16 protein-coding genes and 2 tRNA genes are annotated in these 17020 nt (G+C 49.3%); 10 read left to right on the plus strand and 8 right to left on the minus strand.

All coding sequences use genetic code 11. The features are described 5' to 3' along the window. Nucleotides 1–1027: tetratricopeptide repeat protein (locus JW883_08650; protein ID MBN1842332.1), on the plus strand; the 1027-nt coding region annotated here is incomplete at its 5' end. Here the strand turns inward: JW883_08650 and JW883_08655 are convergent. After that, nucleotides 1024–2058 (minus strand): DUF3187 family protein, encoded by a 1035-nt coding sequence (locus JW883_08655; GenBank protein ID MBN1842333.1) that lies wholly within the window; start codon nucleotides 2056–2058, stop codon nucleotides 1024–1026. The genes JW883_08650 and JW883_08655 overlap by 4 nt on opposite strands. Nucleotides 2059–2273: 215 nt before the next feature. Between JW883_08655 and JW883_08660 the strand changes: the two genes are divergently transcribed. Then, on the plus strand, nucleotides 2274–2654 hold the full coding sequence (locus JW883_08660; GenBank protein MBN1842334.1) for a hypothetical protein: 381 nt from the start codon (nucleotides 2274–2276) through the stop codon (nucleotides 2652–2654). A gap of 19 nt (nucleotides 2655–2673) precedes the next feature. Continuing rightward, a complete protein-coding gene (locus tag JW883_08665; protein MBN1842335.1) occupies nucleotides 2674–3591 on the plus strand; it encodes a dihydroorotate dehydrogenase in 918 nt (305 codons plus the stop codon). Nucleotides 3592–3657: 66 nt separating this feature from the next. Here JW883_08665 and JW883_08670 read toward each other — a convergent pair whose 3' ends face one another. The 3 genes from JW883_08670 to JW883_08680 are packed head-to-tail and all read right to left on the minus strand — an operon-like array spanning nucleotide 3658 to nucleotide 6945. Next, entirely contained in the window at nucleotides 3658–4842 is a 1185-nt protein-coding gene (locus tag JW883_08670; GenBank protein ID MBN1842336.1) for a DUF2333 family protein, read from the minus strand. Nucleotide 4843: 1 nt separating this feature from the next. Further along, nucleotides 4844–6754, minus strand: a complete 1911-nt coding sequence (gene selB, locus JW883_08675) for a selenocysteine-specific translation elongation factor (GenBank protein MBN1842337.1) — start codon at nucleotides 6752–6754, stop codon at nucleotides 4844–4846. Between the two features lie 14 nt (nucleotides 6755–6768). Further along, nucleotides 6769–6945: a hypothetical protein gene (locus tag JW883_08680; protein ID MBN1842338.1), complete on the minus strand. Its 177-nt coding sequence runs from the start codon at nucleotides 6943–6945 to the stop codon at nucleotides 6769–6771. A 141-nt stretch (nucleotides 6946–7086) separates the two neighbouring features. Here JW883_08680 and JW883_08685 point away from each other — a divergent pair. The 4 genes from JW883_08685 (at nucleotide 7087) to JW883_08700 (ending at nucleotide 8558) form a co-directional block, all read left to right on the plus strand. Next, nucleotides 7087–7162: transfer RNA gene (locus tag JW883_08685), tRNA-His, on the plus strand. Between the two features lie 8 nt (nucleotides 7163–7170). Beyond that, nucleotides 7171–7247, plus strand: a tRNA-Arg gene (locus JW883_08690). Between the two features lie 256 nt (nucleotides 7248–7503). Then, nucleotides 7504–7995 carry a hypothetical protein gene (locus tag JW883_08695; protein MBN1842339.1) on the plus strand — a complete coding sequence of 164 codons (492 nt, stop codon included), beginning with the start codon at nucleotides 7504–7506 and terminating at the stop codon, nucleotides 7993–7995. A 371-nt stretch (nucleotides 7996–8366) separates the two neighbouring features. Next, nucleotides 8367–8558 carry a hypothetical protein gene (locus JW883_08700; protein ID MBN1842340.1) on the plus strand — a complete coding sequence of 64 codons (192 nt, stop codon included), beginning with the start codon at nucleotides 8367–8369 and terminating at the stop codon, nucleotides 8556–8558. A gap of 30 nt (nucleotides 8559–8588) precedes the next feature. Here the strand turns inward: JW883_08700 and amrS are convergent, their stop codons facing one another. Both amrS and JW883_08710 read right to left on the minus strand, forming a co-directional pair. Continuing rightward, entirely contained in the window at nucleotides 8589–9602 is a 1014-nt protein-coding gene (gene amrS / locus JW883_08705) for an AmmeMemoRadiSam system radical SAM enzyme (GenBank protein MBN1842341.1), read from the minus strand. An 18-nt stretch (nucleotides 9603–9620) separates the two neighbouring features. After that, nucleotides 9621–10400 (minus strand): class I SAM-dependent methyltransferase, encoded by a 780-nt coding sequence (locus JW883_08710; protein MBN1842342.1) that lies wholly within the window; start codon nucleotides 10398–10400, stop codon nucleotides 9621–9623. Between the two features lie 370 nt (nucleotides 10401–10770). Here JW883_08710 and ssb point away from each other — a divergent pair, with 370 nt between their 5' ends. Next, nucleotides 10771–11214, plus strand: coding sequence for a single-stranded DNA-binding protein (gene ssb / locus JW883_08715; GenBank protein ID MBN1842343.1), 444 nt, complete (start codon nucleotides 10771–10773; stop codon nucleotides 11212–11214). Nucleotides 11215–11331: 117 nt separating this feature from the next. Here ssb and tatA read toward each other — a convergent pair whose 3' ends face one another. Together tatA and JW883_08725 are read right to left on the minus strand one after the other, a co-directional pair. Further along, nucleotides 11332–11565, minus strand: a complete 234-nt coding sequence (gene tatA / locus JW883_08720) for a twin-arginine translocase TatA/TatE family subunit (GenBank protein ID MBN1842344.1) — start codon at nucleotides 11563–11565, stop codon at nucleotides 11332–11334. Between the two features lie 117 nt (nucleotides 11566–11682). After that, nucleotides 11683–12054, minus strand: coding sequence for a DnaJ domain-containing protein (locus JW883_08725; GenBank protein MBN1842345.1), 372 nt, complete (start codon nucleotides 12052–12054; stop codon nucleotides 11683–11685). 216 nt (nucleotides 12055–12270) lie between these two features. Between JW883_08725 and JW883_08730 the strand changes: the two genes are divergently transcribed. Both JW883_08730 and JW883_08735 read left to right on the plus strand, forming a co-directional pair. Next, nucleotides 12271–13335, plus strand: a complete 1065-nt coding sequence (locus tag JW883_08730; GenBank protein MBN1842346.1) for a hypothetical protein — start codon at nucleotides 12271–12273, stop codon at nucleotides 13333–13335. Nucleotides 13336–13601: 266 nt separating this feature from the next. Then, nucleotides 13602–16472, plus strand: a complete 2871-nt coding sequence (locus tag JW883_08735; GenBank protein MBN1842347.1) for a fibronectin type III domain-containing protein — start codon at nucleotides 13602–13604, stop codon at nucleotides 16470–16472. Nucleotides 16473–17020 lie beyond the last annotated feature (548 nt).

Genomic DNA, 17020 nt, shown 5'->3' on the forward strand with positions numbered 1-17020 from the left:
AATGAAACAAAAGGTTTTCCTATTATCTTTGGTCCTTATGTCCATGCTCTTTATCGCTGTTTCCTCAGTCAATGCCACACTCAGAAATGACGCGGAACGGGCAAGGGAATTCATGCGGACCGGCAGGTATCCCCTTGCAATTGACTTGCTAAAAAAAGGGATAAACCTCAAACCGGCTGATGCTGAAGCTCGCTTTCAATTGGGTATCTGTTACATAAGAACCGGCAACTTCAGTGGAGCTGACGATCTGTTTGGCAGGGCCGTCCGCCTGAACCCGAAATACGGATATCTAGTCGGAATGCAATACATGAAAGCCGGAAGTGAGGAGTTAGAAAAGGGCCATATAGGAAAAAGCCGAATCCTTTTTCAAAAGGCAGTTCAGTATCAGCCGGACCTTAAAGAAGGCATTGCCAAAAAGGCATTCAGTCAAGGAAAAAGGCTTTTTGATCAAGGACAATATCAAGCGGCAGACGGGAGATTTTCCGTGGCCAACTGTTTCAATGGATCCTTTGGCAATGAAATCTGTGGCATGTATTTTGAACTCGGGAATTCTGCGGATGATACAAGGTGTATCGATTTCTATTTACTGGCGAACTGCTATTGCAACACACATAATGAAGAGATTGGGCTAAGATTACTGCAGATAGGCAAACGTCATTCTTCTAAACAGTGGAGAGACAAATACAAATCAGAAGCCGCCAGGTATGTTGACAAAGAAACAATTGAAACAGTATTTCCCCCACCGTCCTGGAAGACTGTCCATGCTTCCGCCTATATCGGAAAAGGCTATGACAACAATGACAGTCCCAGATATCATGTGAGCACCGTTGAATTCGGTAAACAGGTTAAATTCGGGGATAAGATCATTGTTCAAACCGATGGAACATTCAGAATCTGGGATGCAGGCTGGAACGAATACATATACCGTTGCGAGACTATTTCCAGAAACAGGGCAACGGGAGGACCTTTCTATGTGGAAGGCCCGAAAGACAAGAAGATAACTGTAATAATTCAAAGATATTATTAGAAATTCATGCCAAGATTCATGAACAACGTGACATCTGCCGTAGCATCGCAGGAGTCAAATATGTCTTCTACACAACCGGCCTGCACAAAGATTTTTCCTCTTGTTTGATAATTCAGACCGATCAGCAACTCACAGATCCTCCTGTCCAACACCTCAACACCTGTCTGTTCAAATGGCCGGGTCAGATAGTACATTTGAGACAAGATAGAAAACCGAGGACTAAGGGCGTATTCGACACCCAACAGGAGGGTATAAAACTCTTTAAGGGAAAGGCCCACATCATCAAAGGCCTCGCCAGGAAATGTCACATCTGCGTTGAAATAAAGGCTCAAACGTTTGACATCCTTCTCAAGTAAAAGGCCGAAGCCACAGTCGGGTTCATCACTTCCAAAGGCCCTGCCTTCACGCCCTGTTGGCAGTTTCACAGAGCACCTTGCGCTGATGGCGGGCAACGTGTCTACTTGGTCCAGGACCCTTGCCTTGGCCCTCAAAACCAGGTCTCCTATTCCAGTGGAGTCTTCCGACCCGGAGATGATGACCTTGCCGTCCTTCTTTACAGAATAGCTGAACTCGTTTGCCTGCTCCTGTGCCCTGATACTTCTGGTCTTTCCAAAAACCTCTTCAACATCCTTGATAGGACGATCCATAAAACCTGCATAAAAATGGGATACAGGAAGGGCAAAACCAAGTTCGAGACCCGGCAACAGACCATAGCACACCTCAAATGACGTCCTGATCGCCTCCATATCAACGGTGGCCTCATAGTGCGCGGACTCTTTTGAAGCGAGCGTATTGGTCACAGTTGTGTTAAGCCTTATTGAGCCATGTCCCTTGGGAAGCGTCTCCGCCCTGTCGGGAACTGGTTGGAGGAAAAGAAGTTGGATTGGACACTGATTTACCAGAGGGATGGGGCCGGACTTATCCTGCCATGTTTCCCATGAGGTCCCTGAAAACGCGACTTCAACGTATAACAGGATAAGCACGCTTGTGCTGAGAGCTATTCTATTGAGAAACCGTGCCTTAGCTGACATAGAGTCTAACACTGTCTTTTACACCCCCGGCTGAGGCGATTTGCCTCGATATCCGCCGGCCTGACCAAGCACACGGCTGAAATTGATAGCTAACAATAGGCGCACTGTCAATAACTAATTCCCACTAGCTTTGCATTTGACATCTCTGCCTGACTCGAATAACCTGCCTCGCAATCTGAAAACATGGAAATAAACCGCCAAAAAGGAGGCCTCGCATGACATGGTTTTTGTTTGGCATTGCCATCGTTTGGATCATGTTCGGTACATTGATGCTCTTTGCAACTCAGGTGGTAAAAGAAAACTGTTATAACAAGTTGAAGTCGTGGGACCCAAGGATGTTGAGCCCCATGCCAATTATTGGCGGCGTGCTCCTGTTACTCTCGGCCTCTTCAAGCTCCCAGGTCACATTCATTGTGATTCTTGGTCTCCTTTCTTTACTAAAGGGCATTGTTTTTCTGTTTGCGCCTCGGCAAAAGGTAAGAAGGCTTACAGACTGGTGGCTAGGCGGTTCCAACAGAACTCACAAGGCCTGGGGCGTTTTGGTGATAGCCCTGGGTGTTTCCGTCCTTGCAACGCTGGTAACGGCCATTCATTAGGGGACAGGGAGTTCTCTGGATGGAAAAGCCAAGCCTTGCCGTAAATGTGGGTGGCATCTCCATGAAGAATCCGGTGATGACCGCCTCTGGCACCTTCGGATATGGTCAGGAGTTTGCCCCTTTGTTTGACCTGAGCCGTCTAGGCGCCCTTGTAATCAAAGGTCTTTCTCTCAAGCCTGCCCCGGGCAACCCACCACCTCGAACAGTTGAGACATGCGGCGGCATGCTCAATGCTATAGGCCTTGAAAATGTCGGACTTGCCGCTTTCGCGGAAAACAAACTCCCCTTTCTTCAATCGCTCGACGTTGCTGTCATTTTGAACATATACGGCCACAGCATTGAAGAATATGCTGAAATGTCCGAACGTATCGAACACCTTGATGGAATAGCCGGCATTGAGGTGAATATCTCATGTCCAAACATAAAAGCCGGAGGAGTGGCTTTTGGAACTGATCCAAAGATCGCCTTTCAGGTCACAAAAGCGGTCAGGGAAAAGACTAAGCTTCCGTTGATCGTCAAGCTCTCCCCCAATGTTACCGATATTGCGATCATTGCTCGAAGTGTTGAGGATGCAGGAGCAGATGCTGTTTCTTTGATAAATACCATCACTGCAATGGCCGTAGATGTGAAAACGCGCCGGCCCAAGCTTGCCAACATTACCGGAGGACTCTCCGGGCCCGCCATCAAACCGATTGCTCTGCGAATGGTCTGGAATGCCGCTCGGGCAGTTCGTATCCCGGTTATTGGCGTCGGGGGAATAATAGATGCTTCAGATGCCCTGGAGTTCTTTATAGTGGGGGCCCGTGCCATACAGGTTGGAACTGCAAACTTCGTGAACCCACGAGCCTCTGTCGAGATTGTGGAAGGCCTCGACGCCTACCTTGCGGAAAACAACATTTCTGATATCAGCCAGGTCATTGGAAGTCTGAGGACATAAACGTCTCGGAATTTCTGCAACTTTATTCCAGTATTACAATTGCGGAGCGAAGCGGATCTGAGTTCTTTACGTGGATAGCGCCGTTGCCAGCGCGTTAAGGAAGTACCGGGCATGGCTGATTTCCGCAGCCATGTTGGCCCTGTGATTGGCCAAAACGCCGTCCAGGGAGGCATCTGTCACAAGCCATGGCTCCAGCTCAGAAGCTGTATGGCAGGCATGGATTGCGTGGTGAAGAAGATCATGTCCGTGGCGTGTGTGAATCACATCTGAAAAGTCTTCCATCACTGCGTGCAGGATCTTGGCCATGGCCATTGCAACCCCTTTCGCATAATAGAAGTAGTCGTCTGTCTTGAACCAGCTCACAGGCGAGCCGTCGTCCTCGTGTTGCTTAACCAAGTTGTCATCACAACTCCCTGCCAGGTCTGCAAAGCTGAGAAGGAGCGGGATCAGGCTATCTGCGCGGACGTAGAAGTGAGCTTCTCCTCTTTCAAGCTTCTCGGCATACTTATGCAACTCTTTCAAGCTGTCGTTATACTTATCCTCTGCTGAGGGCAACCAGTAGTCGCTCGGCCTGATCATAAGCCAATTCATGGCATTTTCCAGGTTCTTGTCAATGGCGGCTGATACCCCATGCCGGGAAATCCTTTCCGCCAGATTCACAGCCGTGCGGCGCACGACTTCCAGTACTCCCAGTTGAATATTCTCCACATTGTCGGTAAGCTTGATCAGGTCATTGCAGCGCCATCCCCAGAAACGCTGGTTTAATTCATAGTCCAGGACCTCAATGGTGGCCTCCACAAAGTGAACCCCTTCGGCCTTTGGCTCATGTGGAGCACCGTGTTCAGGCGCAACAGCAGGTGTATCTGAAACACCGTGCTTTGCTGGAGCAGCATGCTCCGGAGCAGCACCGTGTTCGGGGACAGCACCGTGCTCAGTTGCAGGAACATGCTCCTGCAAAGCACCGTGTTCAGGTGTGGGACCGTGTTCACCAGCACCGCCATTATCATGCACTGCCCCATGTTCAACTGAAGAAGGAACGGAATCATGATGAGCACTCACCTCGGCCTCCTCGGCGCCATGAACCGGCTCGCTCTTTCCAGTCTGAGCCACGTGCAACTTATCCGACTGCCCAAAAAAACCCAATAACATCCAAAAACCCCAAAGGGCAATCGCGGCAAAGGCAATTCCTGCAACAACCCGCAAAGACAGGAACTGCCCAAAAGTATTGGTATATCCTTTGTCCTGTGTCATGTTATCCCTCTCGCAATCTTCGGACATCCCCCACACGAAGTGTGACTTTCGTGTCGTCAAAATACTCAATCAGGGGAATCATGTATTTGCGCGACACACCTGTTATCTCTTTGAGCTGGGGTGTAGTGATTTCGCTATTGGCTCGCAAGAAAGCCACCAACTTGTTCTTCAGATCCTCAATTACATCCTTATGAAAGTAAAGACCTTCCTTTACCTTGACAAGCAGCCCTTCTTCAAGCATGTGACCCAGCACATCCTTCACATGGTCGGTATTTCCTCCCATGGAAGCGACAAGTTCCTTGAAATATGGCGGCTGAAGGCCGCCTTTAAGGTAAGCCTCTCGCATCTTGTATCTGATATCCTTCTGATCAGCCTTTAAAGCGATCCTGTGCCCTGAAAGGCGGATTATCTCCTTCTCCTGAACCACCTTGTCTGACTTGCTCAGTTCCTGAATCAGGAGATTGAAACTCCGCAGGCCAAGCGCCCTGGGAAGCCTGGACTTGAGCGCCTCCTTGATCATCCCTGCTTTCAGGGGATGTTCCTTGTGATAGGTCTCAAGAATCTGGATAGTCTTCTCTCGAAGCTCATCAAAAACAGATCCGTGGAGAAAGACGCGGTTTTCCCTGTCCACCTGAAGAACAGCCTTCTGGGAGAGCAGGTGTTGCAATTCCTGTTCAAGCTCCTTTTCGGCAATGTTCGTCATGATAATGAGGTCAGAAAATGCAACGCCCTGAAGGCCGGACTCTTTTATGTGGTATGTTATGATTTCCTTGGAATGAATCTCAGCAAGGCGTCTAAGGCTCGCCATGACCGGCTCTTTGAATCGCTTGTGTTTTCCGGGAACAGGGTTGATTATGCAGCCACCACCTATGGTCCTTATGGGGGAGTAGCTGCGCATGACAAAACGATCATCCCTCACCACCGAGACAGGATCTTCAAGCCGCAACTGTACAACAGCGCTTTGCCCTGCAGCCAACTCTTCTCTATCCAAAAGGATGACGTTGCCTACCATCTCGCTACTGCCAGTATAAAACCGGACCTTCGTGCGGTTTTTAAGAGGTTTCTTGTCAAATCCAAGATACTCCAAGTCTACATCGACCATATAGCTCGGTTTCAGCGTATTGGCCAGCGCCAAAACATCGCCACGGTTTATGGCCGCGCGGTCAAGACCCTGAAAGTTGATAGCCGTTCTAACGCCGGCCGTAGCCTCGTCCACCGGCTGATTGTGTACCTGTATCCCGCGAACCTTGGATTGGATGCCCGAGGGATAGATCGTAACCGTTTCCCCCACCCGGATCTTCCCTGACACGAGGCTCCCGGTAATAACCGTGCCAAACCCCTTCATGGTAAAAACGCGATCTACGGGCAGGCGGAACAAACTCTTTGAGGAGCGTTCGGGAACATCTTCACACAAGCTCTCGAGACACTTCATGAATTCAGGGAGCCCTTTGCCAGTTAGAGACGAAACCGGCACTATGGGAGCGTCTTCAAGGAAACTATCTCTAAGAAAGGACTGCACATCATCGGTTACCAGTTCCAACCATTCTTCGTCAACCATGTCGATCTTGGTTAGTACAACCAGACCATGCTTAATACCAAGGAGCTTGCATATGTCGAGGTGCTCCCTTGTCTGAGGCATTACACCTTCATCAGCAGCAATGATCAAGGCTACGAGATCGATCCCTGTGGCGCCTGCAACCATATTTTTCACGAACTTTTCGTGGCCCGGCACGTCCACAATACCCACGCGCTGGCCGTTTGCAAGGTCAAGCCAGGCAAAACCCAATTCAATGGTAATGCCCCGAAGCTTTTCCTCTTTTAGCCGGTCCGTATCTATACCGGTAACGGCCTTGATCAGGCTTGTCTTTCCGTGGTCAATATGACCTGCAGTGCCTAGAATAATCTGTTTCAACGATGAGCCCTTCCTTATGGCCCTTTTTTTCGTCTGCGATAATACTCCAAAACATAGGCCAAGCCGACGAGAATGACGGCAAGGCCCATCACACTCGGAATGCTGGCTCTGGGATGAAAAAAACGAGTCAACACAACGGCACAGATAGCGCCCAGCATGAGGCGAATGACGAAGATGTAGAATCTAGTCAAGAAGCCACCTGATGAAATATTTCTGAACTGCTATCCTTATGTACAAAAAATCCATTTTCTCGTCAATCATAAGTTTGGAGGGCACTATGAAAGCCCTTGAAAACTCGGGAGTGGTGTGTTATCAAAATAGTTAGTATTGTGGTGGGTGTAGCTCAGATGGTAGAGCACCGGGTTGTGGCCCCGGTTGTCGAGGGTTCAAGTCCCTTCACTCACCCCATCTCTATTGCGCCCGTAGCTCAGCTGGATAGAGCGCCGGACTTCGAATCCGTAGGTCGCCCGTTCGAGTCGGGCCGGGCGTACCAATAAAATCCCGGCCATAATTTGTCAATAAGCCTGCCCTGCCCTATTCTTCTTTGGTATTGCGGAGTCTCACTGTATCTGTTTGTTACCCATTTGTGCTCAAGGCTGTTTTGCGCAAAACATGGCGGAACGAACGTGGGCTGTAATGCCTCAATATCCCTTGACAATATCCCAAAAATCTTCTATTTGTTTAACTCAGTGCCTACTTTGGCTGGATCACATGCAGGACAATAACCGAAACAAGGGGGGAAACCGTAGATGACAAATTTGAAAAAGGACCTGCAGGCTTTGACCAAGGAATTCGACGTACTTACAAGCAAAACAAAAGAACTGAAAAATAAACTGAAGAAACGGGCCGTTGACCAATTTGAAAAGGCTCAAGCTGCCGTGACACCACAAGCCGCAGCCCGGCAGACAGCCAAGGCGCTCAAGAGTCTCACAAAGACAATGGAAAGGATCATTAAGGCAGCCGAGAAATTTGAAAAGGACCAGGCTACCAGGAGACCGAGAGCCAAGACCAGGGCTGGGGCAAAAACTTCGGCCAAGGCTTCCGCAAAGAAGAAAGCCTCTGCGTCAACTGCCACTGACGAAGTAATCAAGATTATCAAGAGGTCAAAAAAAGGGGTTGACGTCCCCGCATTAATGAAAAAAACGGGGTTTGACGAAAAAAAAGTCAGAAACATTGTTTCCAGGGCCTTTAAACAGGGCAAGATCAAAAGAGCCGGCAGGGGCATTTATGTAGGGGCGTAGCCATAACTCCCCTTTCATTCCGCTTCAGTCTTCACGAATTATCCAGGTCCAGTATGATGTCCGAACTCGACCACTGGAAAAGAAGCATTGCGACTCTTTCATCATAACAGCCCTCCATACGGAAAATCAGAAGGGATTCAGGTAGGGCGCTGATACTCGCCGTCAGAACTTTGACAAACCGGCAGTTCCCGAAGCCGGTTTGCCTCTCATTTCACGTCTTCTCTCCACGACCAAACAATCGCAACTATTCAACATTATGCATGAATTGTGCTTATAAGCAATTGTGGCATGATTCCTGCGACCTGCGAAATAGTTGCCTGAGAACAAGCAGCTGACCCAAATGCCACAGAAAGTGGAGCGAGGTTATCAAAATGGAGCAAGAGCAGTATCAGGATGCAGAGTTCAATATGCGGGCAGTATTCTATCATGAAAGCAAGAATCGCTCGGAAGATCCCAAGCGTGAACAAGGAAAGCAAGAGCCGAACAGCGTTCAGAGGCTTCGCGACAACGTAGGATTGCATCAGAAGCCCCTGAGTATAAGAACAACGACCCAAGCAGGATAAAAGGCTGATGGACCTTCACAATTCCCTAAATCAAAGACCTATGCCGTAAATCATTGCTCCACACTCAGGGCACCTGCCATCTACAATAACATTTCTGGAAATTCGGTAGCCCCACCGCTCAATCAACAGCTTGCCGCACCCGTAACAGAATGTATTTTCCCCTTCGTCTCCGGGAATATTTCCGCTGTATACGTAGCGCAACCCTGCATCAAGGCCGATCTGCCGCGCCTGGTGAATACTCTCCACCGGTGTGGGAGGCCGATCCGTCAGCTTATACGTGGGATGAAATCGGCTGATGTGCCATGGCGTCTCAGGGCCGAGAGACTCTGCGATAAAGGAGGCGAGCTGCTCTAATTCCTTCTTGTCGTCATTAAGACCAGGAATAAGGAGTGTGGTCACCTCTATAAAGATTCCCAACGACTTCATCAGCGCCAGTGTCTCCATCACGTGCTTTCGCTTAGCGCTGCACTGCTCTTTGTAGAAGTCATCGTTAAAGGCCTTCAAATCTACATTTGCCGCATCAAGGTAGGGCTTAATCATGTGAACGGCCTCGGAGGTCATGTAGCCGTTGGTAACAAACACATTAAGGATACCGTTTTCGTGAGCGAGCCTGGCTGTATCATGTGCCAGTTCGAAAAACACCGTTGGCTCAGTATACGTATAAGCAATGCTACGACAGCCTGCTCGCACTGCCGCAGCCACTATGTCCTCTGGAGTGTATGGGTCGCCGATAATCATCCCTTGCCGGTCTGCCGGAAGCTGAGCAATATCGGCATTCTGGCAAAAACGGCATCTGAAATTGCATCCAACAGTGGCCACTGAATAGGAAAGAGTGCCGGGCAGTACGTGATAGAGGGGCTTCTTTTCAATGGGATCAACGTGCTGTGCTATGAGCTTTCCGTAGACAAGAGTTTTCAACATCCCTTTCTCGTTTTCACGAACCCCGCAGATTCCCCTTTTGCCTTCCTTGATAATGCAACGGTGGTTACAGAGATCGCATCGAACTTTGCCGTCCTTCAATCGTTCATATAGATACGCTTCCATGGCCCTACCCTCCAAGGTCTAGCCTGCTTTTCGAGACTGCGTCCGGGTAGGCATCACCTCGGAAACAGCGCCTCTTGGCGGGCGAACATAATCTATCGGCATATTCTGCGTTCGATAGCGCGGCACCAATGTCACTGCCATACCAATAAAACTTCCAAAAGGGCTTTTTTGGATCAACGAAGACCGCTCAATATGGATGGTGTATTTTCTCAAGCTGGCCGGCAATTGGTGAACTGTTCCGCGCTTCATTGGTATTTTTCCCAGAACCTGCCGCACATTTCGCGTAAGCCCACCCACACTGAAAAATTTGGCTCGATTATATATGCTCTCCGAAAAAATGCCCTTTATCCTCCGTTCTATACCCTTAATAGAGTAACGGTTTAAAACACCCAAGAAAATGCGATCCTTTGCCACACGACATGCCTCCTCGATGGCCTTTTGAGTATCATCTACGAACTCAAGAGTAGTGATCAAGGTGGCAATATTGAAAGCATTGTCTTCAAAAGGAAGATCCTCGGCAACCCCATGATGCAGCTCTGCACGAGCCCCAAGCCTCCTCCTTGCAACCGCAAGCATGTGAGTGGAAGCGTCCAGGCCTGTCACGTCCAGCCCCATCTCCGAAAACATAAGCAGATGTCTCCCCGTGCCGCACCCAATATCGAGAACCCGTTCTCCGCGTACTGGCTCAAGGAGCCTCAGGAGAAGCTGATCTTCGAGATCAACAATAAACCTGTTCTGTTGATCACGATACCAGTAGTCGTACTCTCGAGCGGCATTTAAGTCGAAGACATATCCCATGGACGGATGTTACCCCAAGCTGGACAAGCAAGAACCAAGAAAGAGATTTAATTTTTTTAATCAGTGCCTGAACGTAAAGCCATATTCAGGCCAATTACATCTACATCGAAACAAGCCCCTTAATCAAGAAATTTCCTGTACCCTCGAGTTTTCAGATACTCAGGTGGCTTTCGGAGGATTTCAGTTGATTTTGAAACTCGCCTCGACTATAGTCCTTGCGGTTTGGTCGGAGACCTTTTTTCAAAGGTCTTGCTCCTTGATATTCGCAAGTTGTTCGCAAAACTCAAAAGATTTTCGGCACGATCCTAAGAGCCTACCCCGTTATCCAGGCGAAGGGAATTCGTGTCAATCGCTTCAACAGGAGGTTCACATGGCAGGCATTAACAAGGTTATCCTGATTGGTCGCCTGGGCAAAGATCCGGAGGTGCGTTATACAGCAGACGGCACGGCTGTTGCCAATTTCAGCATTGCCACTTCTGACGAATGGAAAGATAAAGGAACGGGTGAAAAAAAAGAGCGCACTGAGTGGCACCGCATTGTGGCCTGGCGTAGACTAGGTGAGATATGCGGGGAATACCTTTCCAAGGGTAGACAGGTCTATATTGAGGGGAGTCTTCAGACAAGGGAATGGGAAGATCAGGATGGTAAGAAGCGCTGGACTACGGAAATTGTAGCCCGTAACATGCAGATGCTTGGAACGCGTGACCAGGTGGAATCGTTTTCACAACAAGCTCCAACTCCGGGACCTGTCCGTCCGGCAGGCGGGCCTGAACCAACAGCTAAGGAACCCATCGAAACCGATATCCCTTTTTAACCGAAAACAGTTTTTCCCGCCTGAGGCGGGCGGGGGTGCCGACTTCGCCGAAGTAGCCGCAGGCTACGACGACTGAATCGCAGTGTGAGGCCGTATTCATAGAAAACAAGCGTTGCTTTATGCCTTGTTTTCCTCTTCTGCCTTGTCTGCCTCCGCCAGCTTGTCTGCCTCTGCCAGTTTTTCCCGCTCTTGCGAGCCGGGCTCCTCTTCCAACTCTCCGGAAGTTGCTTTCTTAAAATTCTTGATCCCCCTTCCAATGCCGCTTCCGATCTCAGGTAACTTGCCGGCCCCGAAAATAATCAAGATAATAACCAAAATTATGATTAACTCCGGCATGCCTATTCCGAACATGTTGTCTCCCCCTTATTGCTGAGTCCGCTTGAAAAGATACCTTGCGCAGGAACTCTGAACTGATACACTAATTATTAAAATACCACTAAAATCGCAAGGTGTCAATTCGCCCTCCGCTCAACTCCTTTTCACACTATCCATAATCCTTGCATAGGCTTCATTGATTTCGGTCATCTTACCCTGGACCAACTCCTGAATCACCGGGTCTGTATCTATAAACCTGTCAGGATGATACTTCTGCGCAAGGCTCTTGTAGGCCGCCTTGATTTCCTGTGGCCTGGCATCATACGGAACCTGAAGGACGTCATAATATGGCTTGAGCCTACCCCCCAGCAACTCCTTTCCCAATAGATCCGGATTGTTTTCCATCGTATGTCCCACCAAAAGACCGAGGGCGGCCCCTACCGGTCCTGCCACAATCCAGCCAATGCCTGCACCCAGTACTTTGTGAAGTTTCCCCTTATCTTTTTCGTCCGATGTCTCACCCATATTAAAAAAATTATGTAACATTTTACCCATAGAGTCAAGTGGAATCACAGCAGCGAAAGAACAGACTTGCCTCGCGGCCCTTACTATGTTACCCAAATATCTCCACTTGGCCAGGCCTGAACCAAGAAAAAAATGCCTAAAATTAAATGAGATTATGGTATTGTGAATTGTAAAAGAACCACGGAATTCACAATGGAGTAGATAGCAGGAGCTATTATGGTGCCATTTAAATCAGACATGCTGCCTGTCCTCATCGGCAGCCTCCCTGTTGCAGACCATGATGAGGCCCTTCGCATGGTCTTTGAATACACACCTGAAATACCACTTTGGGTTCAACTGCCGGTCTACCCGGAAGAGGGCATGATGGTTCAGTTCTTGCCGGGCATGCCAAGCGTTAGCGAAGAAGACGGCCGGGTTTTCATCGACACTTCCGGGGCCACGTTTGAGGACGAGCTCCTCCGATTTTACGAAGCGTATCTTTTGGTAACCGAGGGTGAAGCGCCCCTGGACGGGACTCGATTTGCCCTTACGGAAGAGACTGCCAAAGGCTTCTTTACTCTGCTCAAGAAAATAGAGAAAACCTCTGAACCTCCCCTCGCCCTTAAGGGCCAGATTACCGGACCTGTGACCCTGGCCACGGGAGTGACCGATCAGGATAGACGAGCGCTCTTTTATGATGACCGTTTGCTCGATGTGGTCGTCAAGACCTTAGCCATGAAGGCCCGGTGGCAAGTGGAAAAGCTGTCACAATGTGGGGTCCCGGTTATTGTCTTCATAGACGAACCAGGTCTTGCAGGCTTTGGCACTTCCGCATTTATCAGCATCTCGCGCGAAGATATCAACAGGGTCCTTTCTGAAGTCATTGAGGCTGTACACGAGGCAGGAGGACTTGCCGGGGTCCACGTATGCGCCAATACAGACTGGTCACTGATCCTCGATTCCCCGGCAGACATACTCAGTTTTGACGCTTATGGGTTCTTTGATCGGCTGGCCCTGTACGAACAGCCCCTCAAGCGCTTTTTCGAACAGGATCGCATCCTCGCCTGGGGGATAGTGCCTACATCAGACAGCAAAGATATTGAGAGGGAAACGCCTTCCAGCCTGGTAGAAAAATGGGAAGTCCAGGCAGATCGGCTGGAGGCGCTGGGCATCAAACGGGGGACAATTTCGGCCCAATCCCTCATCACGCCAAGCTGTGGCACAGGCTCCCTCACACAATCTCACGCCGTAAAGGTCCTTGAAATGACTCGTGAGGTTTCCCGAATCCTCCGCTCTATGTAAGATCGCTTGGCGATCTTAGATGTGGTAATTATTTTCACACTGCGCAACCTCTTGCCGCCGCATTGAGTAATTATTTACCATTTTTATAACCTTTATTGCTCAATCATGCAGGCCCACCTTCGTATGAATACTCCATAACTACCTGTAATTATACGCTACCTATCGCAACCAGCTGATTGTGCACGGTTCTTGCTCTATATGCGGTCATGACACATTTCAGCCACTGTTTGAGCATGATTCTGAAAATATGTATTGTGGAGTACGCTATGAAGAAAATATGGCGTCTAAGTTTTGTTGCGGTCCTCTGGTTTTTTCTGACTCAGCCCAGCCCAGCCGAGTCAGCCACTTATGCTTGTGTGGCAAACCGTAATAGTGACGCGGTATCGACCATCGCGATACTTGACCGCACGTTCACAGTCACTAGTGTTCAAGAGCAGCTTCAGGGCATCGCGTTTATTGGCGTGGCAATCACTCCTGACGGATATGTGTATGTGGCGAATCCTGATGCCAATGCCGTTTATGTGCTTGATACGTCTGACGGGGAACTCATCCATACACTCGAAGCTGGGAAAAAACCTGTGGGCGTGACAGCCTCGCCAAATGGACGCTTTGTCTATGTGACCAATTGGAGAGATAATACGGTGTCTGTCATTGACACCGGCATTCACTCGGACGGCTCCCCAGAAGTAGTCGGCCCTCCCATTCAAGTGGGGCGCACCCCCATAGGTGTGGCAGTATCTCCTGACGGACGATACGTCTATGTGGCAAATTATCACGGTAATAGCGAAGACGCCGAAAATGGCTCGCTTTCTGTAATCACCGCCCCTAACGGTCAAGTCCTCTGGACAGTTGAGGACCTGGGAAAACTTCCTGTGGGCGTGGCAGTGTCGCCTGATGGAGGATACGTCTACATAACGAATCTTGGGGATGACACGGTATCTGTCATCGATACCAATACCAGAGAAGAAGTGACTGGACTCTACACGCGCATCAAGGTTGGACGGGCCCCCATGGGTGTGGCAGTGTCACCGAGTGGAGACTATATCTACGTGGCAAGTCGAAACAGTGACAGCCAGAATGGCACGGTATCCGTCATTCAAACCGCTGACGACGTGGTTGACTACGATGTAGTTAAAACAGTTTATGATGTTGGGAAACAACCGGTCGGCGTGTCGGTCACGCCGGATGGAGCTTATGTTTACGTGACCTGTCGCGGGGACGACACCGAGGATGGTACGGTATCCGTCATCCGAACTTCTGATTACAATGTTGAATCCATTCGCGATTATGAAGAGACCGAACCGGCGAGCTTTGGTCAGTTTATTGGCAGCATATCGGTACCCGAAGAGCCAACCGAGCTTGTAGCAACGGCCGTGTCAGACACACAAATCAGTCTATCATGGACCGACAACTCCTTTGATGAATTGGGCTTCAGGATCGAGCGCAAAACTGGATTAGTCGGAACCTACGCAGAAATTGCTAGTGTTGAGGCAAATGCTGTGACATACACTGATATGGATTTGAGTCAAGCAACCACTTACTATTATCGGATCACGGCATATAACAGCCGTGGCGACTCCTCCCATTGCAATGAAGGTGGTGGCACAACCTATCCAGCTGCACCAGGCGATCTATTGGTTGAAGCAGTATCCGCCAGTCAAATAATCCTCTCATGGACCGACAATTCCTCAGGCGAATCAGGCTTCGGAATCGAACGTAGGATTGAGTCAGTCGATGTCTATACAAAATTAGCTGTTGTTGATGCAAATGTTACGACCTACAGCGATACCGGTTTGAGTGAAGCAACTACTTACTATTACCGGATAACGGCATACGACAGCATAGGTAGCTCCGGTTATTCCGATGAGGATAATGCCACAACCCGTCCGGCCGCACCAGGCACTCTGTCGGCTAAGGCTATCTCCACCAGCCAAATTGATCTTTCTTGGACAGACAATTCTTTGGGCGAATCAGGCTTCGAAATCGAACGTAGGATTGAGTCAGTCGATGTCTATACAAAATTAGCTGTTGTTGATGCAGATGTTACAACTTACAGTGATACCGGTTTGAGTGAAGCAACCACTTGCTATTACCGGATAACGGCATACGACAGCATAGGTAGCTCCGGTTATTCCGATGAGGATAATGCCACAACCTATCTACTGGCACCAAGCGGTTTGTCGGCAACAGCAGTCTCCAGCAGCCGGATTGATCTTTCCTGGACAAACAATTCCTCAAAACAATCGGGCTTCAGAATCGAACGTAAGATCGGATTATATGGAACCCATGCAGAAATTGCTATTGTTGATGCAAATATTCCGACTTACAGCGATACAGGTTTGACTGATTGCACTGTCTATTATTACCGCGTAAGGGCTTACAGCAGCACTGCCAACTCCAGCTATTCCGATGAGGATGACGCCAGAACTTTTCTTGCCGCTCCAAGCGGTCTCTCAGCAACAGCCGTCTCCCGCAACCAAATCGATCTCACCTGGACAGATAACTCTACCGATGAATCGGGATTCAAGATTGAGAGAAAGACTGCCTCTGAAACCACGAGTAGTGAAACGGATTCTGAGGACGGGAGTGAAACGGACTCCGATTCCGGTACCTACAGTGAGATAGCCACCGTCGGTGCCAACGTGACCAAATGCAGCGATTCCGGCCTAGAGCCCAACACCACTTATCGCTATCGTGTCAGGACTTACACCGACTCTGAAACGACGTCTGTAACTTCGGGTACTGACGTGATGGAATATTCCGACTATTCAAATGAAGGAGAGGCCGAAACGTCTGAAACATCCGACAACTGTTTCATTGCAACAGCAGCCTTTGGGTCGCTCCTGGAGCCACACGTGGCAACGCTCAGAAAATTCAGGGATGCGCATCTTCTTCCCTGTGCCTCCGGACGGATGTTCGTTAAGACCTATTACGCATACTCACCACCCATAGCTGATTTCATTGCCAGGCATGACACCATCAGGGCTGCGGTTCGCATCGTCCTTCTGCCCACGGTGGCTTTCAGTTACTCGATGCTTCATGTTGGGCCGATGCTGACCTTAATCATCATTGTCTTCGTTATGGTCCTTCCACTGGGCCTTTCTTGGCTTTTCCGAAGGAAGAGCTTTTTGTTTTAGTATGATGTCCTCACGTGTATTCGGGCAAGGCGTATTTGTATAACCGTCCTTGACGCCCCCTTTTGTGGTATGGTCTTTGCTGAGACTATCAATGCATTCATTGCCTATGGGGGGCCACCGGCCCAATGAAGAGAGTAGGTATTTCCTCCTTTCTTAACTCAACTGTTCGGTGGCCCTCCTTCACCAATTTCAGCCTCTAGCCATTTCCCACTCAGAACCATCCTGAAGAACACGCTTCTTTCCAGTTGCCCCTTGGCCAGAATCTTCGGCCCCACGCGATCTTTTCTTCGTTCATGAATTCCTGCTTGACTCGCACTGTTGTCGTTCAGCTCACGACCCAAGATTTGTTAGGAAATGGACCTAATGGTGGAGTGCAGTTTTGCCGATAGATAAGACTACAAGTTCACGTAAGTTCACAATAACGGGAAGGATGACAACCGTCCTCCCCGGAGAGTTTGTCAAGTGACGAATTCAAGAGGGTGAGACAACTGAAAGTCATAAAAATCGAAAGAGCAATCCTGAACAGATTGCACAAAAAACCAAACCTT

The sequence above is a fragment of the Deltaproteobacteria bacterium genome (genome assembly GCA_016930875.1).
In the GTDB taxonomy this organism is placed as follows: Bacteria; Desulfobacterota; Desulfobacteria; order Desulfobacterales.